Below are 22,741 nucleotides of genomic sequence, written 5' to 3' on the forward strand. Positions count from 1 at the left end.
TGGAGGCCAAGCGGCTCACCCGCTACGGCCTCGATTTAAGTCCGGTACATGCTCATCGTGACTTCACGGTGTGCTCATGTCTTCTGCTACCTGTTCTGGCTCCGGGGAGCCTTCCTCTGGTGGGTGATCGCGCCGAGCTGTTCGGTGAGATCGTCCGGGTCCACGGTCAGACCGGGGGTCCGGAGCGCCGTGGCGAAGGCCCGGCGTCGCGTCGCGGTGGAGATGCACTCCGCCCGCGCGTGCAGCCACGCGCCTCGCCCCGGCATGGTCTTCGCGGGATCGACCACGACTGTCGGGGTGCCGTCGCGCAGTTGCGCCACGACACGAACCAACTCGACGGCCTCTGCCCGCTGCCGACAGCCGATGCACATCCGGATGGGTGTGCCGTCGGCGGGCGACCGTGGGGCGGATCGCTGAACCATCGATCAGTCTAGCGCGAGCGAACGCGCGGAGGACAATCGACCGTCGCGCGCGTCACTCCTGCCCCGCCTCGGCGGCCGGCGCGGCGTCGGATCGGATGTCGATCCGCCACCCCGTCAGCCGGGCCGCGAGTCGGGCGTTCTGGCCTTCTTTGCCGATGGCCAGCGAGAGCTGGTAGTCGGGCACGACGACTCGCGCGGCCTTGAGTTCGGCGTCGACAACGGTCACCGACACAACCTTCGCGGGTGACAGTGCATTCCCGACGAAGGCCGCCGGGTCGGAGTCGAAGTCGATGATATCGATCTTCTCGCCGGCGAGTTCGCTCATCACGTTGCGCACGCGCTGACCCATCGGCCCGATGCACGCGCCCTTGGCGTTGAGGCCGGAGACCCCGGTGTGTACGGCGATCTTCGACCGGTGTCCGGCCTCCCGCGCCACGGCGACGATCTCGACGCTGCCGTCCTCGATCTCGGGCACTTCGAGCGAGAACAGCTTGCGCACCAGGTTCGGGTGGGTCCGGGACAGGGTGATCTGGGGTCCGCGGGGTCCACGGCTGACCCCGACCACGTAGCACTTGATCCGGTCGCCGTGGGTGTAGACCTCGCCGGGCACCTGCTCGGCGGGCGGGATGATCCCCTCGGTGGAGTTGGCGTCGCTGCCGATCTGGACGACGACCATGCCCCGGGCGTTGGCGCGTGAGTCCTGCTGCACGACGCCACCGACGATCTCGCCCTCGTGGGCCACGAGGTCGCCGAAGTTCTTCTCGTTCTCCGCGTCGCGCAGACGTTGCAGGATGACCTGCCGCGCGGTCGTCGCCGCGATGCGTCCGAATCCCTCGGGGGTGTCGTCCCACTCGTGGACGACATTGCCGTCCTGGTCGACCTCCTGTGCCATCACACGGACTGCGCCGGACTTGCGGTTGACGTCGACGCGGGCGTGCGGCGCGAATCCGTCGGTGTGCCGGTAGGCGGTCAGCAGCGCGGTCTCGATCGCCGTGATGACGGTCTCGATCGAGATGCCCTTGTCGGCCTCGATCATTCGCAGGGCGGCGATGTCGATGTTCATGTCGTCGGTCTCCTATTCACTTGTCGTGTTCGGTTGTCGTGTCCAGCCGGCGTGCCGCGGCGGGTGCGCGGCGCGCCTCGATCTCGTGCGGTTCGAGGCCGCACAGTTCCAGTTCGCGGACGCTGGGCTGGGAGAAGTCGACCTGCACCACGGCCGTGGTCACCGAGCCGAGCTCGACCGTCTCCACCGCTATCCGTCCCTTGTGGTTCGCGACCACCTCGACCGCCGGGGCCGGGTCGTCGAGCAGCCTGCCGATGCGGCCGGTGACCGTGCGCGCGGGCGAGCCGGGGTCGCCCGTCAGCTCGACGACCACCCGGCGGCCGGTGTTGCGGCGCCAGTGCCGGGGCAGGGTCAGTGGGCTCTCGACGCCGCGCGAGGTCACCTCGAGCACATATGCGAGGTCGGCGAAAGCGGGGGTGGCGTCGAGGAGGTCGGAGATCTCGGTGCTGAGGCCGGCGAGGACGTCGAGGTCGCTGCCGCCGTCGCGGTCGACCACGATCGACAGTTCCTCCTGACCGTCACGGGTGCGTACCGCGACGTCTTCGAGGTCGAATCCCCGTTCGGCGACAAGCTTTTGGACGAGTTCGCTCACGTGCGTCGGGCTGATCGGCATGCCACTCCCCTCGTCTTCAGTTGTCGGGCCGTGCCGGGTGTCGCACGACGTTGCTCCGAACATCGTAGTGGATCGATCGGGTGGAGAACTGCTGGCATGATGTCCCGGGTGAGCATGCCCCCGATCGCGCGACGGACCGTGCGGCACCCGATCGACCGGCGCACGGCGTTGCGCGGCGGACTCCTCGCGGGTGCCGCCGTGATCGGTGCCGGCGCGGCCGGTGTCGGACTGACCGGTTGCGATTCGTCACCCTCCGCGGAGACCCTCCTCGCCGAAGACCTCGTGCCTCTGGTGCGGTCGGCGACCGTCGACGAGAGCACCGCGCGCGCCCTGGTCGCCGTCGAGCCCGCCTACGCTACCGCGCTCGGGGTCGTGGCCGATCAGCGCGCGCAGCACGCCCGCGCGCTGCGTGAGGAGATCATCCGCCTCGACCAGGACGTGGCGGCGACCCTCGATCGCCCGGCCACCTCCTCGACCGCCGCGACCTCGGCTGCGGGCGCGCCCCCCGCCGCACCGTCGTTGGCCCGGCTCCGCACCGATCTCGATGCCGCGGCCTTGCAGGCCCGTACGATCGCCCTCGCCGCGGGCGGGTATGTCTCCGGGCTCACCGGCTCCGTCGCCGCCGCGGTCACATCGATGCGAGAGGTGCAGCTGGCATGACCTCACCACTGAGCACGACCCCGAACAGCCCGGCCGCACAGGCCGATTCCGACGATCCGCTCGCCGTCGCCGCCGAGGCGGAGAACGCCGCCGTCTTCACCTACGGCGTCATCACCGCGTTCGTCGCCGCATCGCGCCGACGCACCGTCGCCGACTACGCCGACGCGCACCGGGCGCGTCGCGACGAGATCGAGCGGGCGATCCAGGCGGCGGGGAACACACCGCCGCCGGCCGCCGCCGGTTACACGCTTCCCGTCGAGGTCACCGATCCGACCACCGCGGCCCGCGCGGCCCTCGCCGCCGAGATCGACTGCACGGTCGCCTATCGCGCATTGCTGGAACAGGCCGACGACGAGACCGGCCGGCGGATCGGCGTCGACGGACTGACCGAGAGTTCGGTGCGCGCCGCCCGGTGGCGGGTGGTGCTGCAGGAGAGCCCGGTCACGGTGGCGTTCCCCGGGTCTCCCGCACAGGGCTGAGCCGCGATCAGGCCCGGGCGGCCGCCACCACCGTGTCGACCGCGGCGTCGACCGCGACCTCGGCGGCCTCTCCGGTGAAGCGATCCCGGATCTCGATGGTGCCGTTGGCATATCCCCGTCCGACGACCACGACGGTCGGCATGCCGAGGAGTTCGGCATCCTTGAACTTCACACCCGGAGAGGCTTTCCGGTCGTCGAGGAGCACTTCGAGCCCGGCCGCGTCGAGGTCGGCGGCGAGCTGTTCGGCGCCCGCGACGGCGGCCTCGTCCTTGTTGGCGATGACGAGGTGAACGGCGAACGGCGCCACCGACTTCGGCCAGCGCAGACCCTTGTCATCGTGGGACTGCTCGGCGATGACCGCGACCAGACGCGACACCCCGACCCCGTACGACCCCTGCGTGAGGCGGACCGGTTTGCCGTTCTCGCCGAGGACGTCGACCTCGAAGGCGTCGGTGTACTTCTGGCCGAGCTGGAAGATGTGCCCGATCTCGATACCCTTGGCGCTCACCAGGGGTCCGGCGCCGTCGGGCGACGGATCGCCGTCCCGGATCTCGGCCGCCTCGACCGTTCCGTCGGGCGTGAAGTCGCGACCCGCGACGAGCCCGACGTAGTGCCGGCCCGGCTCGTCGGCACCGGTGATCCACGCGGTCCCGTCGACGACGCGCGGATCGACGAGGTAGCGGACCCCGTTCGCGGCCAGCGCCTTCGGTCCGATGTATCCCTTCACCAGGAAGGGGTTCGCGGCGAAGTCGGCATCGGTGAGCAACTCCACCTCGGCCGGCTCGACCGAGGCCTCGAGACGCTTGAAGTCGACCTCGCGGTCACCCGGGACGCCGATGCCGGTGATCTCCCAATCACCACCCGGCGCACGGAGTTTGACCAAGACGTTCTTGAGTGTGTCGGCGCCGCTGTACTGCCCGTCGAGCGTCGCGTTCGCCCAGTCGACGAGGCTGTCGATCGTCGGGGTACCGGGTGTGTCGTGGACGACCGCCGCGGGCAGGTCGTCGTACGGCAACGGGTCGGGCGCGCGGGTGATGACCGCCTCGACGTTGGCGGCGTAGCCGGACTCGACGCAGCGCACGAACGTGTCCTCGCCGACCGCGGACTCCGCCAGGAACTCCTCGGACGCACTGCCTCCCATCGCGCCGGAGGTCGCGGCGACGATGACGTACTCGATCCGCAAGCGCTCGAAGATCTTCTGGTAGGCCTCGCGGTGCGCGTTGTAGGCGGCCTTGAGCCCGTCGTCGTCGAGGTCGAAGGAGTAGGCGTCCTTCATCACGAACTCGCGGCCGCGGAGGATGCCCGCGCGCGGCCGTTCCTCGTCGCGGTACTTGGTCTGGATCTGGTAGAGGATGACCGGCATGTCCTTGTAGGACGAGTACTCGCCCTTGACCAGGGTCGCGAACAGCTCCTCATGCGTCGGGCCGAGGAGCATGTCGGCACCCTTGCGGTCCTTGAGGCGGAACAGCGCGTCCCCGTATTCGGTCCAGCGGTTGGTGGTGTCGTAGGGCTCACGCGGCAGCAGGGCCGGCAGGAGGATCTCCTGGCCGCCGATGGCGTTCATCTCCTCGCGGACGACGTTCTCGATCGCCTTGAGCACGCGCAATCCCAGCGGCAGCCACGAGTACACGCCGGGTGCGACCCGGCGGACGTAACCGGCTCTGACCAGCAGCTTGTGGCTGGGGACCTCGGCGTCGGCGGGGTCGTCGCGCAGGGTCCGCAGGAACAGGGTCGACATGCGTGTGATCACGACCAACCAGCTTAGTTATGGTGTTGCGGTGCTCGTCATCCTGCCTCCCTCAGAGACGAAATCCGACGGCGGCCGCGGGGCTCCCCTGGATCTCGACACGCTGTCCTTCCCCGAGTTGAACCCCGTCCGCAAACAGCTCGCCGAGGCGCTCGTCGCCCTGTCCGCCGACCTCGACGCCAGCCGCACCGCGCTCGGTCTTGGGGCCACCCAGCTCGACGAGGTCGACCGCAACGCCGAACTCTGGCTCTCGCCCACGCGGCCGGCGCTCGAGCGCTACACCGGCGTCCTGTACGACGCGCTCGACCACCGGTCGCTGACCCGGGCGGGCAAGACGAAGGCGGCCGACCGGCTGGCGATCGGCTCGGCGCTGTTCGGCGTGGTGCGAGCACCCGATCCGATTCCCGCCTACCGCCTCTCGGGCGGGTCCAAGCTGCCCGGCATGCCGACCCTGGCAGCGCTGTGGAAATCGGACCTGTCCCCCGCGCTGGACGCGGTCGACGACTTCGTCGTGGACCTGCGGTCGGGTGTCTACCACCAGCTCGGACCGGTACGCGACGCGGTGACGGCGACGGTCATGACCGAGCAGGCCGACGGATCGCGCAAAGTGGTGAGCCACTTCAACAAGCACTACAAGGGCCTCATGGCGCGCGAATTGGTCCGCACGCGCCGCACCGTCCGCGACATCGACGGACTGGCCGCGGTCCTCGCCGACGCCGGGCAGCGGGTGGAGATCGAGGCTCCCGACCGCATCGTCGTGCTGACCGACTGACCCCAACTCGATGGGGCGCTACCGCTCGTCGAACTCGAACAGCGTCGCGCCACCGGGCTCGACGGTCTGCAGAACGGTCGCCCTCCTCGGTGCGACGCGGTAGACGTGCCACGGCGGCGGGCCGGCCGACGGCGCACTGAAGTCGGCGGTCAGCGCGATCCCGGACTCGTCGACGCGACACGGCCAGCCGTCACTCGCCCACAGTTCGGCGAGTTCGGCGACGATGTCGGGTTCGGTGATCCGGCGCGCGTGCCCGTCGACGACGAGATCGGCGTCGTCGAGGGCGACCGACAGGGTGCAGCGCGGGTCGCGCGCGAGATTGCGCGCCTTCCGGGTCGAGGGTCCGGTCTCGAGCCACAGCGCGTCTCGATGCCACAGCGCCCCGATGCCGGTGACGTGCGGACTGCCGTCGGAGTTGATCGTGGCGATCCACCACGTGTGCCGGTCGGGACCGCCGGTGCCGGGTGCCTGGGACACCCCGGCCGCCAGTCGCGCCGCGACGGGTTGCCAGTCGAGGATGTCGATGTCGTAGAGCTCAGCGAGATTCTTGGCGTCCATACAGAGGTCGACCGCGCCGGCGGTCACAACTCATCGCTGGGCGTCGTGGCCCGGGGTGCTCGTCTCGGCGTCGACGCCTGCGTCGGCGGCTTCTTGAGCGGCTTGTCCCTCGGCCACCTGTTCGGGCGTGAACCGCATGAACAGCACGACGATCGCGGCGAGGACGGCGATGCCGGCGCAGGCTCCGAAGGCCAGTCCGTAGCCCTCGGCCTGCGCCGCGAGCTGAGCGGGATTCATCGTCTCCACGGGCGCGGTGGTGCCGCCCTTCGACAGTGCTCGCGAGGTCACCATCGCACCGACGACGACCAGGCCGACGGCGCCGCCGAGGTTCTGCGCCACCTGGGCCAGTGCGGTCAGCGGTCCGATCTCGGTGGTGCCCACCCCGGCCACCACGGACAGGGTCAGCGGGATGACCGCCAGACCGACGCCGAAGCCGATGACGACGACCGGGATGAAGATGCTCGGGAAATAATCCGGCGAGTCGGTCGCGATCGACGATGCGTACAGGCAGCCGACGAGGATCACCGCGCCGCCGACCAGGACGAGCCAGCGCGGCTGGATCATCAGCGCCAGCTTCGACGCGATCGCCGCGGCGATGCCGAGTCCGAACGCGAAGGGCACCACCGCGAGCCCGCTCTGGATCGGTGAGTACTGCAGGATGCCCTGCAGGTACAGCGAGATGAAGACCGCCATGCACATCATGATCATGCTGGCCAGCAGGATCGCGAGCAGCGCCGCGACACGGGAGCTGTTGTCGAAGAGGGAGAACGGCAGCAGCGGGTTGCGGGCACGACGTTCGACCACGATGAACGCCGCCAGGGCGAGGGCGCCGAGGATGAACGACCCGACGACGACCGGCGCGGTCCAGCCGTTCGGTCCCTCGTTCACCGCGAGTACGAGCAGGGTGCAGCCCAGCGTGCCGAGGACCGCGCCGGGGACATCGAGGGGCAGTCGTTCGCCCTGGGACTCCCGGAGCGCGACGATCGCCCCGACCACGACGATCAGACCGATCGGCACGTTGATGAGGAAGACCAGACGCCACGACAACTCGGTCAGCACCCCGCCGAGGATCAGCCCGGCCACCGAGCCGACACCGGTCATGGCCGCGTAGACCGCGAAGGCCTGGCTGCGCGGTTTGCCGGGCGCGAAGGTCGTGGCGACCAGGGCCATCGCGGTCGGCGCCGCGATCGCGGCCGACGCACCCTGCAGAGCCCGCCCGGCGAGAAGACTGGCCTCGTTCCATGCCAGACCACACAGCAATGACGTGAGTGTGAAGGCGACGACCCCGACGATGAACATCCGCTTGCGACCGAAGGTGTCGCCGAGTCGGCCGCCGAGGAGCATGAGCCCGCCGAAGGCCAGCACATAGCTGCTGATGACCCAGTTGGCGCTCGACTCCGACAGGGCGAGTGCGTCCCGGATGCTCGGCAGCGCGAGCGCGGCGACGGTGCCGTCGAGCACGACGAGCAGTTGCATTCCGGACAGCACCAGGATCGGCAGGCCGAAGACCGGACGGAACTGCTCGCTGTTCACCGTTCCAGTGTTCACGGTTCCGGTGTTCACAGGTCCGGGAGTCGACATAGAGAACGACCGTACCGGCCGACGGCCGGGACATGCCAATCCCCGTTGATTCGGTCGGGCGCCGGTTCGGCCGGGTGCCGGTTCGGTCAGGCGCCCTCGGTGAACGCGGCCACGTCGCCGATGACCACGATCGCGGGCGGGCGCAGTCCCTCCGCCTCGGCGACCTCGCCGGCGTGGGCGAGATCGGTACGCAACAGCCGTTGGGTCGGCAGCGACCCGTTCTCGATCATCGCGACCGGGGTGTCGGGTCGGCGGCCGCCCTCGAGCAGCGCGTCGGCGAAGACGTCGACGCGTTCGACGGCCATCATCAGGACGAGGGTGCCCCGCAGCCTGCCCATCGCCGACCAGTCGATCAGCGAGTCGGGGTGACCGGGTGGCACGTGCCCCGAGGCGATGACGATCTCGTGGGTGACGCCGCGGTGCGTGACCGGGATGCCCGCCGACGCCGGTGCGGCGATCGAGCTGCTGATCCCCGGGACCACGGTCACCGGGACGCCGGCGGCCACGCAGGCCTGCAGTTCCTCGAAGCCCCGTCCGTACACGTAGGGGTCGCCGCCCTTGAGACGGACCACGAACTTGCCCTCCTTGGCCTTCTCGACCAGGACGTCGTTGATGGCCTCCTGCTTCATCGCGCGGCCGTAGGGCACCTTCGCGGCGTCGATGATCTCGACCTGCGGGCCGAGCTCGGCGAGCAGTTCGGGCGGCGCGAGCCGGTCGGCGACCACGACGTCCGCCTCGGCGAGGAGCCGCTGCCCGCGGACGGTGATGAGGTCGGGGTCACCCGGACCGCCGCCGACGAGGGCCACGCCTGCGGCATGTGGTGCGGCGTCGTCGACGCTGAGCGAACCCTCGGCCAGCGCGCGGCTGATCGCGGCGCGGAGCGCGGCCGACAGTTTGTGATCGCCGCCGGCGAGGACGCCGAACTGCACGTCGCGGTGACGCCCGGACGCCGGTGTGACGGCGGTGCCGTGGCGGGCGTCGTCGGCGCGCACGCAGAACGTGTGCCTGCGCTCGGCCTCGGCGACCACCGCCTCGTTGACGGCCGGGTCGTCGGTGCAGGCCATCGCGTACCAGGCACCCTCGAGGTCCCCGTCGACGTAGCGACGATGGGTGACGGTGATGCCGGTGAAGGACTCGACGGCGGGCGTCGGGTCGAGCGCGACGACGTGGACGTCGGCGCCGGCCGCCACGAGGTTGGGCAGGCGCCGCTGGGCGACGGACCCACCACCCACCACGACGACCTTCCGTCCGCGGAGGTCGAGGCCGACCAGGTAGTGCCCCTCGCCGGAGGGGAAGGCGTCGGGCCCGGGGACGTGCGGGGGTCCTGGGACATTCGACCCCGGGACATTCGACAGGGCGGAGTCAGGCTCGGACATGGGAGCTGACACTACCGGGACGGCCGGGTCAGAGCGGCACCTCACCCGTGGAGCGGATGTGCGCCCACACGTCGGCCGCCGGGACCCCGAGGCGATGGGCTGTGGACTGCAGGAGCACGCCGAGCAGGGTCGAGGTGCAGAACGCGGCATCCAGCGAGTCGTCGGCGTTCACCCGGATCTCGTTCCACCACAACGGGTTGCGATCCGCGGCGGCCTCGGCCATGGCGATCGCGGTGGTGAACCCGGCGGGTGTGGTGGCCGAGGACCCCGGGTCGGTCATCGTCGGGTCGGTCATGGTCGGGTCGGTCATCGTCGAGTCGATCACTGTCATGCCGGTCACTGTGTCCGTTGCTCGCGTGCGCGCTGTCGTTCTAGTGCGCGCTCGCGCGACTCCTCGAACTTGCGCACCTTGATGTCCATCTGTTCCAGGAACTGCGCGAGCAGTTCGCGGTAGTGCTCGCCGATCGGGCCGAAGTCGTCGCGCTCGAAGATCCGCCACTTGCGCAGGACCGGCATGACGACATCCGACATGTGTTGCGGCAGATCGTAGATGCCGCCCTTGGCGATCAGCACCGCGTTGCGCCGGAAGTTCGGCATGGTCGCGCCGGGCATCTGGAAGTTCGTCACGATCGCGTGGATGGCCGCCATGGTCTGATCGGGAACGAGGTCGAGGGCACCCGCGACGATGTTGCGGTAGAAGAGCATGTGCAGGTTCTCGTCGGCCGCGACACGTTGCAGCATGCGGTCGGCGATCGGGTCACCGCACGCCTTTCCGGTGTTGCGATGCGACACCCGGGTGGCCAGTTCCTGGAAGCTGACGTAGGCGACCGCGAAGAGCATGTCGAAACTGTGGTCGCGCTGGCCGTCGTCGTCGGGCAGCGGGTTGAACCCGGACGTCATGTGCGCCATCCGGATCTCTTCGAGTTCGACCGGGTCGACGCCGCGGGTCACCACCAGGTAGTCCCGCATGACGATCGAGTGGCGGTTCTCCTCGGCGGTCCAGCGGCCCACCCACCAGCCCCAGGCGTCGTCGAGGGTGAAGTTGTCGGCGATCACCCGGTGATACGACGGCAGGTTGTCCTCGGTCAGCAGGTTGGTGATCATCGCGGCCTTGGCGACATCGGAGAGCCGGGATTGCGACGGATCCCAGTCGTGTCCGCCCAGGGCCGCGAAGTTGCGTCCGTCGTCCCAGGGCACGTAGTCGTGCGGGTGCCAGTCCCGGGTCATCTTCATGTGCCGTTCGACTTCGGTCTCGCACACCGGCAGCAGTTCGCGCAGCAGGTCCGAGCCGGTCATGCCGGGGTTGCCGAGGTCGGTGTCGGGGGGTCCGATGAGGGTTGTCACATGCTCTCCTGGTCGCGGGCCGGGGGTCGTACCGTTCACTCTGCGCGACGGGACGGGTGGTGTTCGTGAGGCAAAAGTCCCGCCTGGATGGGGTCCGACGTCGCGAGTTGGCGGAGCCGGACATCCGGTACTTTCAGACCCATGGCCCCTGTCACGACGGATTCGCCCACCACCGATCCGACCGCGTCACCGACCCCCGTACGCGCCTACCTCGTCGACGACCACGAACTCGTCCGGCGCGGCCTGCGGGACCTTCTCGGGACCGCGGGCGACATCGAGGTGGTCGGTGAGGCGGCGTCGGTCGGCGAGGCCCTCGTCGGCATCCTCGCGACCAGGCCCGACGTCGCCGTCCTCGACGTCCGCCTGCCCGACGGCAGCGGGGTGGAGCTGTGCCGGGACGTCCGTGCCGCCGAACCCGGGATCCAATGTCTGATGCTGACGAGCTATGCCGACGACGACGCGCTGCTCGCCGCGGTTCTCGCCGGAGCGTCGGGTTTCGTCCTCAAACAGATCCTGGGCCACAACCTGGTCGCCGCCGTCCGGACCGTCGGCCGGGGCGGCTCGCTGCTCGACGACCGGTCGACGGCGGCGCTGCTGGCCAAGTTGCGCGACGGAAAGCAGACCGAGAAGGACCCGCTCGCCGAGCTGACCCACCAGGAGCGCGAGGTGTTCGCACTCATCGGCGAGGGGCTGACCAACCGCCAGATCGCCGAGCGGATGTTCCTGGCGGAGAAGACGATCAAGAACTATGTGTCGCGCATCCTGGGCAAGCTGGACATGCAGCGACGCACCCAGGTCGCGGTGATGGCGACCAAGCTTCGCGACGGCAGGGACTGAGCCGGGAGGCGAGCTATCCCAGGAGCGGCACGGACCAGGTGAGCGTCGTCCCGCCCGTGCGGGTGAAGACGCTGAACGTCCCGTCGCAGTCCTCGGCCCGCCGTGTCAGGTTCTCCAGTCCGCGATAGGTCACGTCGGCGCCGATGCCGATGCCGTCGTCGCTGATCTCGACCGTCAGCACGTCGTCGGCGGTCACCGAGACCTCGATGTGCTCGGCCCGCGCGTGCCGCAGCGCGTTGCTCAACCCCTCCCGCAGGACCGCGTCGATGTGCGGTCCGAGGGAATCCGGCACCACCGTGTCGACCGGGCCGTCGAACTCCACGCTCGGGGAGATGGATGCGTGCCCGGACAATTCGGCGACGATGTCGAGGACCCGCCGTCGCAGTGTCGGATCGGCATCGGGTCCATACGCCGTCTGCAGGTCGAAGATCGAGGTCCGGATCTGCGCGATCGTGCGGTCCAGATCGGTCATGATCTGTTCGAGGCGCGCGGTCGCGGCAGCCGGGTCGGTGGTCCCGGCCAGCAGCGTCTGGACCGACATCCCCACCGCGAAGAGTCGCTGGATGACGTGATCGTGCAGGTCGCGGGCGATCCGGTGCCGGTCTTCGAGGACCTCCAGATCGCGGGCGATCTGCTGCTGCTCGGCGTAGACCACCGCCAGTGAGGCGACTTCGGCGACACCCGCGAGACCGGCGATCTCCTCGTCGTCCCAGTACGGCCGTTTGCGGTGGGTGATGAGCATCCACCCGAACGCCCCCGAGGCGCGCTGGAGCGGCTGCACCGAGGTCCAGCGCGCGCCGTGGCGGATGAGCGAGTCGGCGATCTGACCGGCTCGCTGCACCCGCAGGGCCGTGGCGTCCGGCGCGATGAAGGTGTCGACCTCGACCGGGTCACCGGTGTGACCACGCAGTTCCACCTGTCCGGCCAGCTCGGTGAACAAGTACACGTCGACGGCGCCGACCAGATCGGCGACGTCGGCACACATGCGGGACATGGTGTCCGACAGCGCGATTCCGGCGAGCGGCTCCGACCCGCGCCGGGCGAGGACCTGCATCCAGCGGTGCCGGGTGCGGGCCCGCTCGAACAGGCCCGCATTGTCGACGGCGATCCCCGCGGCGACCGCGAGCACCGCGACGACGGTCTCGTCGACCTCGGAGAAGTCCTCCGCGGACCGCTTCTCGGTCAGGTAGATACTGCCGAAGACCTCCCCGCGCACCATGATCGGCGCCCCGAGGAACGTGTGCATCGGCGGGTGGTTCGGCGGGAATCCGACCGAGGTCGGGTGGGCGCCGAGGTCGTGGATGCGGTGCAGGCGGGGGTCGTCGATGAGCAGGCCCAGCACCCCGCGTCCGACGGGGAGGTGCCCCATGGTGGCCCGCTGGGCATCGGTGATCCCGATGTGCACGAACTCACTCAGGCCGCCGTCGGGACCGCGCACGCCGAGGGCGCCGTACTGGGCATCGACCAGCCCCGCCGCGACCTCGACGATGCGCTGCAGCGCCCGGTCGAGTTCGACGCCCTGCCCGACGACGAGGACCGCCTCCAGCAGTTCCCGGAGCAGCGCCGGGTCGTCGGCGCCGTGGTCGGCCAACGCGTCGAGCGTCTCCCGGAGCCGATGGTCGAGCATCAGGACATCCCGGCGGTGTTCCCGGCCCGCGACGCCGATCTCGCCGGGGCCACCGCGGCGGCACGGGAGACAAAGCGACACAGCGCTTCCGGGATCGCCGCGGGGTGCAGGTGCAGGTAGGAGGCGTGCACCGAGGAGGTCGTCACCCCGTGCGTCGAAGCCCGGCCGGCTGTGTCCCGCCACGCCCAGGCGGGTGCGAGCGCCCCGTCCCCGACCCCGCTGCGGTGGAATTCGTGGCCGGTCACGCGTTCGCCGGTCCGGAACAGGACCGAGTCGCTCACGGCGACGGCGTCGCGATAACCGAGTGTCAGAGTGGGGCCGAAGTGGCCGGGGATGTCGAGGACGCCGCTCATCGGGTGCCCGTCGAGCTGCTCGCACAGGTACAGCAGACCCGCGCATTCGGCGTGGATCGGTCGGCCCGCGGCGGCATGCGCGCGGAGGTCGGCGCGCAGCACCTCGTTGGCGGCCAGCGCCTCGGCGTGTTCCTCCGGGAAGCCACCGCCGATCACGACACCGGCCGCGTCGGCCGGCAGCCGGTCCACGAGCGGGTCGAACACGACGACGCGCGCGCCGGCGGCCGTCAGCATCTCGGCGTGCTCGGTGTAGCCGAAGGTGAACGCCGCTCCCCCGGCGACGGCGATCACCGGAGACCCGGTCAGATCAGTGGGGCGATGGGGCGCAACGGCTTCCGCCGCCGACCACGGCGCCGCGTCGGGTGTCGACCGGCCGCGGGCGGCGGCGACGATGGCCGGGAGATCGAGGGCACCGCGCAGGTGCTCGGTCATCGCGTCCACCGCCGCGACCGCATCGGCATTGCGTTCGGCGGCCGGGATCAGGCCCAGGTGGCGGGAGGGCACCGTCAGCGACGGGTGACGGCGCAGCACGCCGAGGACCGGCAGTCCCACCCGCGCGGCCGCCTGCCTGAGCACCATCTCGTGACGCGGCGAACCGACCCGGTTCAGGATCACGCCCGCGATCGACACCGAGGGGTCGTAGGACAGGAATCCGTGCAGCACGGCGGCCAGCGACTGGCTGTGGCCCGCGGCGTCCACGACGAGGATCACCGGCGCGCCGATGATCGACGCGACGTGCGCGGTGGACCCGACACCGAGGGAGCCGTCCTCGTCCGCGGTGCCGGAGTCGACGATGCGGCCGTCGAACAGGCCCATCACGCCCTCGACGACCGCGATGTCGGCGCCCGCGGCGCCATGGGCGAAGAGCGGCGCGATACGGTCGGCGCCCACCAGATTCGGGTCGAGATTGCGCCCCGGCCGGCCGGCCGCGACGGCGTGGTACCCGGGATCGATGTAGTCCGGACCGACCTTGAAGGGCGCCACCCGGTGACCGGCCGCCCGCAGGGCACCGATGAGGCCGGTGGTCACGGTCGTCTTGCCGCTGCCGGACGACGGCGCGGCGATCACGACGGCCGGCGTCGAACCGGCGGCCGGAGCCCCGGTGGTGGCCCCCGTGGGTGTCACCATTCGATCCCCTTCTGCCCCTTGCGGCCGGCGTCCATCGGGTGGGCGATCTTGCGCATCTCGGTGACCAGATCGGCGGCGTCGACGAGTTCGGCCGGCGCGCGCCGGCCGGTGATGACCACGTGCTGGCGTCCGGGACGTCGGGCGAGGGTCTCGACCACCTCGGTGGTGTCCACCCATCCCCAGTGCAGCGGGTAGGTGAACTCGTCGAGGACGTAGAAGTCGTGTTCGCCTGCGTCGAGACGGCGGGCGATCTCGGCCCACCCCGCCTGCGCGGCGGCGGCGTGGTCGTCATCGTGGTCGGAGTTGGCGCGCAGCCACGACCAGCCCTGGCCCATCTTGTGCCACTCGACCGGACCGCCGGCACCGGTCTCGGCGTGGACCCGATCGAGGGCGAGCATCGTCGACTCCTCCCCGACCTTCCACTTCGCGCTCTTGACGAACTGGAACACCGCGACGCGCATGCCCGCGTTCCACGCGCGCATCGCCATGCCGAAGGCAGCGGTCGACTTGCCCTTGCCGTCGCCGGTGTGCACCGCGAGCACAGGCTGATTGCGGCGCTGTCGCGTCGTCAGCCCGTCGTCGGGGATGCTGACCGGAACTCCTTGGGGCACTCGACTTCTCCTCGCGCTGTCAGTGGTCGGTTCGGTGGCGGGTCAGGCCGCCCCGCGTGCGGGTGCCGGTCCGGTGAGGGCGGTGGCCGACAGTTCGTCCATGGGGATCAGGCTCGCGCCGAGGTGGGCCGCGAGATCGCCGGCCAACCCGAGCCGGACCATTCCCTGCTCGCAGTCGACGACCACGGATCCGATGCCGCGCCGCCGGATGCCGTCCGCGGCCTCCCGTGCGCGTGTCATCGCGCTCCGTCCCGACGCGTCACGGCCGGACGTGGCCCGCCCGTCGGTGAGCACCACGAGCAGCGGCCGCCGGTCGGGTTCGGCGCGGCGACACCGCTGCACGACGTCGGCCGCCAGTTGCAGACCCTCACCGAGGGGCGTCCGGCCACCGGTACGGATCTCCTCCAGTCGGCGCACCGCGATCTCGACCGACTTCGTGGGCGGCACCGCGAGTGTCGCGGCGGACCCCCGCGCGACGACGACGGCGACGCGGTCGCGGCGGGTGTAGGAGTCGCGCAGCATCTCCACGCACAGCTCGGACACCGCGGCCAGCCGCCGCCGGGCGGTCATCGAACCGCTGAGATCGACCACGAACACGACCAGGTTCGACTCCTGACCGATCCGCTGCGCGGACCGCAGATCCGGGGCGGCGATCCGAACACTGCCGGGCCCGGTCCCTTGCTCGCGTCCGGCGGCCCGGCCGGCGGCGGCGAGGACGGTGCCGAACAGGTGGACCGGTCGGGCGGCGTCGAAGTCGACGGCGTGGGTGGTGTGCCCGCGGCGGCTGCGGGCCTTCGAGCGGCGGCCCGGGTCGCCGTCGCCGAGGCCGTCGACGCGCAGGGTCCTCAGCCGGCGACCGGTGGGGGCCGGCGCCGCGCCGAATGCGGGGCCGGGTGCGTGCTGCGGGGCGTCGTCGGTGCCGGGTGCGTCGGCGGCCTCGGGTGCGGCATCGGGTGCCGTGCCGGCCTCTGGTGCCGCCGGCGGCTCGCCTCCACCACCGGGTGGTGGCGTCTCGGGTGGTCCCGGGTCGTCGTCGGGCGTCTCGGGTCCGGCGGCTTCGTCGCCCGCCGACATGGCCTCGTCGAGCTGATCCTGGGTGAGCCCGGATTCGTCGAAGGGATTGCGGCGCCTGCGATGTGGCAGCGCGAGTTCGACGGCCGCGCGGACATCGACGTCCTCGACCACGTCGGCACCGCGCCAGGCGGCGTGCGCGAGCGCGGTCCGCGCCACCACGATGTCGCCGCGCAGGCCGTCGACGTCGAGGTGCGCACAGATCCCGGCGATCCGCCGCAACTCCCGGTCCGGGAGTCCGACGGCGCCCACTGCGGCCCGCGCGGTCGCAATGCGTTGCGTCAGTTCGTGTTCGGCGTCGGCGTGGGCGGCGACGAACGATGCCGGATCGGCGTCGTAGGCCATCCGCCGGCGCACCACCTCCACGCGTTCGTCGACCTCGCGACCGGCCGCCACGTCGACGGCGAGCCCGAACCGGTCGAGCAACTGCGGACGGAGCTCCCCCTCCTCCGGGTTCATGGTGCCGACGAGCACGAAATCGGCGGCCTGCGTGTGCGACACGCCGTCGCGCTCGATCGTGACCCGCCCGCTCGCCGCCGCATCGAGCAGCACGTCCACGAGATGGTCGGCGAGCAGATTGACCTCGTCGATGTAGAGGACCCCGCGGTGCGCACGGGCGAGCAGACCGGGAGTGAACTCCGCGCGGCCGTCCCGCAGCACCGAGGTGAGGTCGAGGGAGCCGATCACCCGGTCCTCGGTCGCGCCGATCGGCAGCTCCACGACGCGGCCGACGGACTCGTCCGCCGCCCCGGGGGAATTCAGCAAGGGTCCGAGTCCACGGACGATCGTCGACTTCGCGGTGCCCTTCTCGCCGCGGATCAGGACACCTCCGATGCCCGGCGAGATGGCCGAGAGGATCAGCGCGAGTTTCAGCTGCTCCTGGCCGACGACGGCGCTGAAGGGGTACCGCACCTCAGCAGGTGGACCGGCAGGGGCGGGAGGTTCACCGTAGGGGGTCATCGCGACCCGGCGCGGAGCATCGACACGTGGGGTATCCCGTCCTCGAGGTAGTCCTCGCCGTCGCGGGCGAAGCCGAACTTGCCGTACATGTCGGTCAGGTAGGCCTGTGCCTCGATCCGGCACGGCCGGTCCCCGACCTCGTCGAGCGCCGCGGTCATGAGGGTTGACACGAGACCGTGGCCCCGATGGTTCCGCTCGGTGCACACCCGCCCGATCCGGAAGACCTGACCGCCATCGGCCTGCGGTTCCTCCAGCAGACGCAGGGTGGCCAGCACCGACCCCGCCTCGCCGGACCCGTTCTCGTCGGTGATCCAGAACTGTCGCGTGGTCGGTTCCAGATCCCGTCCGTCGAGTTCGGGGTACGGACACGCCTGCTCGACGACGAAGACCTCGACCCGCAGCCGCAGTATCCGATACAGCGTGGCTGCGTCGATGTCATCGGCCAGGGCGCGATGCACCCGCGGTTCGGAGATCATGTGTCGTGGTTAGCACACAACGCGACCGGACTTCATCTCGCGAGTGATCAGCCGGCGGTGGCGGGGGCGAGCCGACCCGTCTCGGCCGGGGTCTCGGTCCGCTCGGTCAGCTGCAGGGACTTGTTCGTCCAGTCCCAGACCTGGCGGTACAGGTCGCGGTTGCCGTTCAGCTTCTGGCCGAAGGAAGGGATGATCCCGGACAGCTTCGACGACCAGCCCGCGTACTCCTTCGGGAAGCACTGCTCGAGCACCGAGATCATCGCCGGGACGGCGGTCGAGGCACCGGGGGATGCACCCAGCAGACCGGCGATGGTGCCGTCGCCTGCGGCGACGACCGCGGTGCCGAACTCCAGCTGCCCACCCACGCCGGTCTTGCGGATGACCTGCACGCGCTGGCCGGCGGTGATGAGCTCCCAGTCGGCGCCGAGCGCGCGGGGAACGAACTCCGAGAGCGTCTTCACCCGGTCGGCGGGGCCGGCGGCGAGCTCGCTGATGAGGTACTTCAGGAGTCCGAACTCCTTGGGTGCGATCGACACCATCGGGAGCAGGTTGCCCGGCTTGATCGACGCGGGCAGATCGGTGATCTTGCCGCTCTTGAGGAACTTCGGGGACCACCCGGCGTACGGACCGAACAGCAGGCCGGGCTTGTGGTTGATGACCCGGGTGTCGAGGTGGGGCACCGACATCGGCGGCGCACCCACGGCAGCCTGCCCGTAGACCTTCGCGTGGTGCTCGGCGACGAGATCGGGGTTGGTGCAGCGGAAGAACTCACCGGACACCGGGAACCCGCCGAATCCCTTGGCCTCCTTGATCCCCGACTTCTGCAGCAGATGCAGTGCGCCACCACCGGCACCGACGAAGACGAACTTCGCGTGCACGGACAGCTTCTCCCCGGTCCGCCCGTTGCGGACCTTGACGATCCAGCTGCCGTCGGACTGCTTGGACAGGTTGGTGACCGAGTGGCCGAAGTAGATGTCGGCGCCCTGGGCGACGTAGTTGAGGAGTTGCTGGGTGAGCGCGCCGAAGTCGACATCGGTGCCCTGATCGAACCAGTTCAATGCGACCGGGTCGGCGAAGTCGCGCCCCTGCGACATCAGCGGCAGCCGCGCGGTGAACTCGGCGGGGTCGTCGATGTACTCCATGCCCTCGAACAGGGTCTGCGTGGCGAGATTGTCGTAACGCTTGCGCAGGTACTTCTGCCCCTCCGCGCCGTGCGTGAACGCGACGTGCGGGATCGGGTTGATGAACTCCGACGGGTCGCCGAGGATGCCGTTGTCGACCGCATGGGCCCAGAACTGGCGCGAGACCTGGAACTGCTCGTTGATGGTGAGCGCCTTGTCGATGTTGACGTCACCGTCGGCGGTCTTCGGCGTGTAGTTGAGCTCGCAGAGCGCCGAGTGGCCGGTGCCGGCGTTGTTCCACGGGTCGCTGCTCTCCGCGGCTGCCGCGTCGAGCTGCTCGAACAGGCTGATCGACCAGTCGGGCTGCAACTGCCGGAGCAGTGCACCGAGGGTGGCGCTCATGATTCCCGCACCCACCAACGCGACGTCGGTCGTGATCTCCGTTTTCGACACCTGGACTCCACTTCACCTGGTGGGACACTGTGACCTGAGTTCGTCGCGGCACGTCGTCCCGGATGGCAACTTCTTCTACCGGGCACTTCTCGCCCGATCCTTCTCAACCGCCATTGTCCAGCATGGCATGTCCCCCGACAGAATCGACCTGCGCAACTGTGTGCTGCACGACACCTGAGCAGTCGGTGACCTGTCACTATGCTGGCTGCCGTGAGCGCATCCGACGCCGCCGACTGGCGGCCCGACCGATTCCTCGAGGACTACCGGCAACGCGTGCTCCCGCTGGGCCCCGACCCCGACGGCGAGTCGCCGGTCACCGCAACCCTGGTGCGCCGCGCCGAGACGTCACCCGCACGCGGTGCGGTGCTCTACGTCCACGGCTTCACCGACTACTTCTTCCACGAGCCGCTCGCCGACTTCTTCGTCGACCGCGGTTACGCGTTCTACGCCGTGGATCTCCGTAAATGCGGACGGTCACGCCAGGCGCACCACACGCCACACTTCACCACCGACCTCGCGATGTACGACGAGGAGCTCAACGCCTCGCTCCGGATCATCCTCGGCGAGGTCGGCCCCGACTGTCGGGTCGTGGTGGCCGGCCACTCGACCGGCGGTCTCATCACCGCGCTCTGGCTCGACCGGCTGCGGCAGCGTGAGCCCGACCTGCACGCCGCGGTCGACGGGCTGCTGCTCAACTCCCCCTGGTTCGATCTGCAGGGCGATGCGATCCTGCGCACGCTCCCGGTGACCATGCTCATCAAGGCGGTCGCCGCTGTCGCGCCGACGAGGGTGATCCCGAAGGAACTCTCGCAGGCCTACGGCGAGAGCCTGCACGACAGCGCCCACGGCGAGTGGAACTACGACCTGTCGGCGAAACCGCTGGGCGGCTTCCCGGTCACCTTCGGGTTCCTCGACGCGGTCCGCACCGGGCAGCGGCGCCTGCACCGCGGCATCGACGTCGGCGTTCCTGCACTCGTGTTACGTTCGGACAAAACGCATTTCGCCCGGACCTACTCCGCGTCCACCGATCACGCCGACGCCGTCCTCGACGTCACCCACATCGCCCGCTGGAGCGGCTGTCTCGGCGGCCGGGTGACCGCGGTACCGATCCCCGACGCCCGGCATGACGTATTCCTGTCCGTCCGGCACGCTCGTGAACACGCGTATCGCGAGGTCGATCACTGGTTGTCCGCCGTCCTCTCAACCGAAAGCGAGAACCCCCTATGACCGCCACACAGGTCGTCGACCTGGCCATCATCGGCTCCGGGAGCGGCAACGCCATCCCCGACGACCGGTTCGCGGACAAGACCCTCGCGATTTTCGAGGAGGGCGTCTACGGCGGCACCTGCCTCAACGTGGGCTGCATCCCGACCAAGATGTTCGTCTACGCCTCCGAGGTGGCCGAGATCGCCACCCACGGCGCCCGCCTGGGCGTCCACGCGAAGGTGGACTCGGTCGACTGGCCGGGGATCGTAGAGCGCGTGTTCGGCCGCATCGATCCACTGTCGCAGGGCGGCAAGGAGTATCGCGTCGACCGGTGCGAGAACATCACCGTGTACGACTCCCATGTCGAGTTCGACGGACGCGACGACGACGGCCGCTATCGACTGGTCACGCGAGACGGCGACACGGTCCTCGCCGCCGAGGTGGTGCTCGCCGCCGGGTCGCGCGCGGTCATCCCCGACGTCATCGCCGACTCGGGTGTCACCTACTACACCAACAACGACGTCATGCGTCTGCCCGAGCTGCCCGAACGCCTGATCATCGCCGGGAGCGGTTACATCGCCGCCGAGTTCGCGCACGTCTTCGGCGCACTGGGCTCACATGTGTCGATCATCGCGCGCGGACCGGCACTGCTGCGCAAGCAGGACGCCGACATCTCCAACCGCTTCACCGAGGTCGCCCGGGAGAAGTGGGACGCCCGGCTCGAGACCACGATCACCGACGCCGAGAACCTGCCCGACGGCGGTGTGCGAGTGGAGCTTTCTGATGGCACGACGATCGAGGCCGATGTGCTCCTGGTCGCGACGGGGAGGCAGCCCAACGGCGACCGGCTCAACCTCGACTCCGTCGGCATCGAACTCGACGACGAGGGCCGGGTGCGGTGCGATCAGCACGGGCGCACCGCCGCGCGCGGCGTGTGGACGCTCGGCGACGTCAGCTCGCCCTACCAGCTCAAGCACGTCGCCAACCACGAGCAGCGGGTCGTCCAGGCCAATCTCCTGAAAGGTTGGGACGCAGCCGATCTGGATGCGTTCGACCACCGGTTCGTGCCGGCCGCGGTGTTCACCCACCCCCAGATCGCATCGGTGGGCCTGACCGAGGGAGAGGCCCTCGACGCCGGCCTCGACATCGCCGTCAAGGTGCAGGCCTACGGCGACGTCGCCTACGGCTGGGCCATGGAGGACACCACCGGATTCTGCAAGCTGATCGCCGAGCGGGGCACCGGGAGGCTGCTGGGCGCGCATCTCATCGGCCCGCAGGCACCGACCGTCATCCAGCCGGTCATCCAGGCGATGCACTTCGGACAGACCGCACACGAGTTGGCGCGCGGGCAGTACTGGATCCACCCGGCGATGCCCGAAGTCCTCGAGAACGCACTGCTCGGGCTCGAGATCTGACCGAGCCGCGATCGCCGGGCGGCTCAGAAGATCGTTGAGCGCAGCGCGATCTCGCTGGCGAGGGCCGGAGCCGCGTGCTGCGGGATCCAGTGGTCCACGCCGGCGAGTTCGCAGAAGCGGAAGTCGCCGTAGACGTACCGGCCGCTACCCTGCGCCTGTTCGCGGCCCAGCGCGGTGTCGGCGTCGCTCCACAGCAGCGTCGTCGGGATCTCGACGGGCGGGCATGCCATCGTCGCCTTGATGTCGCCGGTGAAGTTCGCGCGGTACCAGTTCAGCGCCGCGGTCAGCGCCCCCGGCTCTCGGAGAGGGGCGAGCTCGTCCGCGGTGATCCCGACGGCCCGCAGCTCCGCCCCGTCGTCGGCGAGCAACTTCTCCTCGGCCCCGTCGGCGACGAAATCGAGGATGTACGACGAACGTTCACGCTGATCGCTGCCGACGAGCGCGTCGCGCATGGCCGACGGGTGCCCGGTGCTCCCGACGACGAGTCCGGTGAACCGGTCGGGATACTTCCCGGCGAGGTGCCACGCGACGATGCCACCCCAGTCGTGTCCGACCAGGATCGCGTAGCCGATGCCCAGCGCGTCGAGCACACCGATCACATCGGAGACGAGGTGGGTGAGGCGGTAGTCGTCCACCTCGGCGGGTCGCGCGCCCGGGCTGTATCCCCGCTGATCGATCACCAGGGTGCGCAGACCCGACTCGTGCAGGCGCGGGAGGACCTGGTCGTAGCAGCTTCCGTTCACCGGGAAGCCGTGCAGCAGCAGAACCCACGGACCGGTCTCCGGTCCCCCGATCCGGACGTCGAAGGTGAGGCCGTTCACGGTCACCTGCGTGGCTTCAGTCATTGGGCCACGATAACCCGGCCGGC

At 70.0% G+C, this 22,741-nt stretch carries 22 protein-coding genes; 6 read left to right on the plus strand and 16 right to left on the minus strand.

Annotated features, from left to right (window positions below):
* Positions 1 to 86 precede the first annotated feature (86 nt).
* The 3 genes from AB4Z55_RS16785 to rimP form a co-directional block, all read right to left on the minus strand.
* Positions 87 to 371: a YlxR family protein gene (locus AB4Z55_RS16785; RefSeq protein WP_338085710.1), complete on the minus strand. Its 285-nt coding sequence runs from the start codon at positions 369 to 371 to the stop codon at positions 87 to 89.
* Between the two features lie 103 nt (positions 372 to 474).
* Entirely contained in the window at positions 475 to 1,485 is a 1,011-nt protein-coding gene (nusA, locus tag AB4Z55_RS16790) for a transcription termination factor NusA (RefSeq protein WP_004572239.1), read from the minus strand.
* 16 nt (positions 1,486 to 1,501) lie between these two features.
* Positions 1,502 to 2,098, minus strand: coding sequence for a ribosome maturation factor RimP (gene rimP, locus AB4Z55_RS16795; protein WP_101818707.1), 597 nt, complete (start codon positions 2,096 to 2,098; stop codon positions 1,502 to 1,504).
* Positions 2,099 to 2,194: 96 nt separating this feature from the next.
* Between rimP and AB4Z55_RS16800 the strand changes: the two genes are divergently transcribed.
* Both AB4Z55_RS16800 and AB4Z55_RS16805 read left to right on the plus strand, forming a co-directional pair.
* Positions 2,195 to 2,758 (plus strand): hypothetical protein, encoded by a 564-nt coding sequence (locus AB4Z55_RS16800; RefSeq protein WP_369520129.1) that lies wholly within the window; start codon positions 2,195 to 2,197, stop codon positions 2,756 to 2,758.
* Complete coding sequence (locus AB4Z55_RS16805; protein WP_369520130.1) at positions 2,755 to 3,237, plus strand: ferritin-like domain-containing protein; 483 nt, start codon at positions 2,755 to 2,757, stop codon at positions 3,235 to 3,237. The genes AB4Z55_RS16800 and AB4Z55_RS16805 overlap by 4 nt, the downstream gene beginning before the upstream one ends.
* Positions 3,238 to 3,244: 7 nt before the next feature.
* Here AB4Z55_RS16805 and AB4Z55_RS16810 read toward each other — a convergent pair whose 3' ends face one another.
* The gene (locus AB4Z55_RS16810; protein ID WP_064571101.1) at positions 3,245 to 4,975 is read right to left on the minus strand and encodes a proline--tRNA ligase; all 1,731 of its coding nucleotides are present in this window, start codon (positions 4,973 to 4,975) and stop codon (positions 3,245 to 3,247) included.
* Here AB4Z55_RS16810 and yaaA point away from each other — a divergent pair.
* A complete protein-coding gene (gene yaaA / locus AB4Z55_RS16815; RefSeq protein WP_180819256.1) occupies positions 4,974 to 5,756 on the plus strand; it encodes a peroxide stress protein YaaA in 783 nt (260 codons plus the stop codon). The two genes, AB4Z55_RS16810 and yaaA, sit on opposite strands and share 2 nt — an antisense overlap.
* A gap of 18 nt (positions 5,757 to 5,774) precedes the next feature.
* On the opposite strand, the gene AB4Z55_RS16820 is transcribed toward yaaA, so the two are convergent.
* The 5 genes from AB4Z55_RS16820 to AB4Z55_RS16840 all read right to left on the minus strand — a co-directional run bounded on the left by AB4Z55_RS16820 (position 5,775) and on the right by AB4Z55_RS16840 (position 10,615).
* On the minus strand, positions 5,775 to 6,341 hold the full coding sequence (locus tag AB4Z55_RS16820; RefSeq protein WP_369520131.1) for a pyridoxamine 5'-phosphate oxidase family protein: 567 nt from the start codon (positions 6,339 to 6,341) through the stop codon (positions 5,775 to 5,777).
* Between the two features lie 3 nt (positions 6,342 to 6,344).
* A complete protein-coding gene (locus tag AB4Z55_RS16825) occupies positions 6,345 to 7,895 on the minus strand; it encodes a DHA2 family efflux MFS transporter permease subunit (protein WP_354559693.1) in 1,551 nt (516 codons plus the stop codon).
* 86 nt (positions 7,896 to 7,981) lie between these two features.
* A complete protein-coding gene (gene cobA / locus AB4Z55_RS16830; RefSeq protein ID WP_369520132.1) occupies positions 7,982 to 9,271 on the minus strand; it encodes a uroporphyrinogen-III C-methyltransferase in 1,290 nt (429 codons plus the stop codon).
* Between the two features lie 28 nt (positions 9,272 to 9,299).
* Positions 9,300 to 9,566, minus strand: coding sequence for a hypothetical protein (locus AB4Z55_RS16835; RefSeq protein WP_369521029.1), 267 nt, complete (start codon positions 9,564 to 9,566; stop codon positions 9,300 to 9,302).
* A gap of 41 nt (positions 9,567 to 9,607) precedes the next feature.
* Positions 9,608 to 10,615, minus strand: a complete 1,008-nt coding sequence (locus tag AB4Z55_RS16840; RefSeq protein WP_354559695.1) for an acyl-ACP desaturase — start codon at positions 10,613 to 10,615, stop codon at positions 9,608 to 9,610.
* Between the two features lie 141 nt (positions 10,616 to 10,756).
* On the opposite strand from AB4Z55_RS16840, the gene AB4Z55_RS16845 reads away from it, so the two are divergent.
* Complete coding sequence (locus AB4Z55_RS16845; protein WP_004572251.1) at positions 10,757 to 11,452, plus strand: response regulator transcription factor; 696 nt, start codon at positions 10,757 to 10,759, stop codon at positions 11,450 to 11,452.
* Positions 11,453 to 11,465: 13 nt separating this feature from the next.
* On the opposite strand, the gene AB4Z55_RS16850 is transcribed toward AB4Z55_RS16845, so the two are convergent.
* From AB4Z55_RS16850 to mqo, 6 genes are read right to left on the minus strand one after another with little or no spacing between them, the layout of a single operon-like run.
* Positions 11,466 to 13,079 (minus strand): GAF domain-containing protein, encoded by a 1,614-nt coding sequence (locus tag AB4Z55_RS16850; RefSeq protein ID WP_101818942.1) that lies wholly within the window; start codon positions 13,077 to 13,079, stop codon positions 11,466 to 11,468.
* On the minus strand, positions 13,079 to 14,560 hold the full coding sequence (locus AB4Z55_RS16855) for a cobyrinate a,c-diamide synthase (protein ID WP_239402770.1): 1,482 nt from the start codon (positions 14,558 to 14,560) through the stop codon (positions 13,079 to 13,081). Before AB4Z55_RS16855 ends, AB4Z55_RS16850 begins: the two co-directional genes overlap by 1 nt.
* Positions 14,554 to 15,171, minus strand: a complete 618-nt coding sequence (gene cobO / locus AB4Z55_RS16860) for a cob(I)yrinic acid a,c-diamide adenosyltransferase (RefSeq protein ID WP_064571085.1) — start codon at positions 15,169 to 15,171, stop codon at positions 14,554 to 14,556. Before cobO ends, AB4Z55_RS16855 begins: the two co-directional genes overlap by 7 nt.
* Before the next feature lie 42 nt (positions 15,172 to 15,213).
* Positions 15,214 to 17,202, minus strand: coding sequence for a VWA domain-containing protein (locus tag AB4Z55_RS16865; RefSeq protein WP_369520133.1), 1,989 nt, complete (start codon positions 17,200 to 17,202; stop codon positions 15,214 to 15,216).
* Entirely contained in the window at positions 17,199 to 17,678 is a 480-nt protein-coding gene (locus tag AB4Z55_RS16870) for a GNAT family N-acetyltransferase (protein ID WP_004572256.1), read from the minus strand. The genes AB4Z55_RS16865 and AB4Z55_RS16870 overlap by 4 nt, the downstream gene beginning before the upstream one ends.
* A 47-nt stretch (positions 17,679 to 17,725) precedes the next feature.
* Positions 17,726 to 19,252 (minus strand): malate dehydrogenase (quinone), encoded by a 1,527-nt coding sequence (gene mqo / locus AB4Z55_RS16875; RefSeq protein WP_064571083.1) that lies wholly within the window; start codon positions 19,250 to 19,252, stop codon positions 17,726 to 17,728.
* Positions 19,253 to 19,450: 198 nt separating this feature from the next.
* Here mqo and AB4Z55_RS16880 point away from each other — a divergent pair, with 198 nt between their 5' ends.
* A complete protein-coding gene (locus AB4Z55_RS16880; protein WP_004572258.1) occupies positions 19,451 to 20,479 on the plus strand; it encodes an alpha/beta hydrolase in 1,029 nt (342 codons plus the stop codon).
* Positions 20,476 to 21,873, plus strand: coding sequence for a mycothione reductase (gene mtr / locus AB4Z55_RS16885; protein ID WP_369520134.1), 1,398 nt, complete (start codon positions 20,476 to 20,478; stop codon positions 21,871 to 21,873). Before AB4Z55_RS16880 ends, mtr begins: the two co-directional genes overlap by 4 nt.
* A 23-nt stretch (positions 21,874 to 21,896) precedes the next feature.
* Here mtr and AB4Z55_RS16890 read toward each other — a convergent pair whose 3' ends face one another.
* Complete coding sequence (locus tag AB4Z55_RS16890) at positions 21,897 to 22,700, minus strand: alpha/beta fold hydrolase (RefSeq protein WP_064571096.1); 804 nt, start codon at positions 22,698 to 22,700, stop codon at positions 21,897 to 21,899.
* Positions 22,701 to 22,741 lie beyond the last annotated feature (41 nt).

Origin of the sequence: Gordonia sp. ABKF26, assembly GCF_041103195.1 — a bacterium.
Classification (GTDB): Bacteria; Actinomycetota; Actinomycetes; order Mycobacteriales; family Mycobacteriaceae; genus Gordonia; species Gordonia terrae.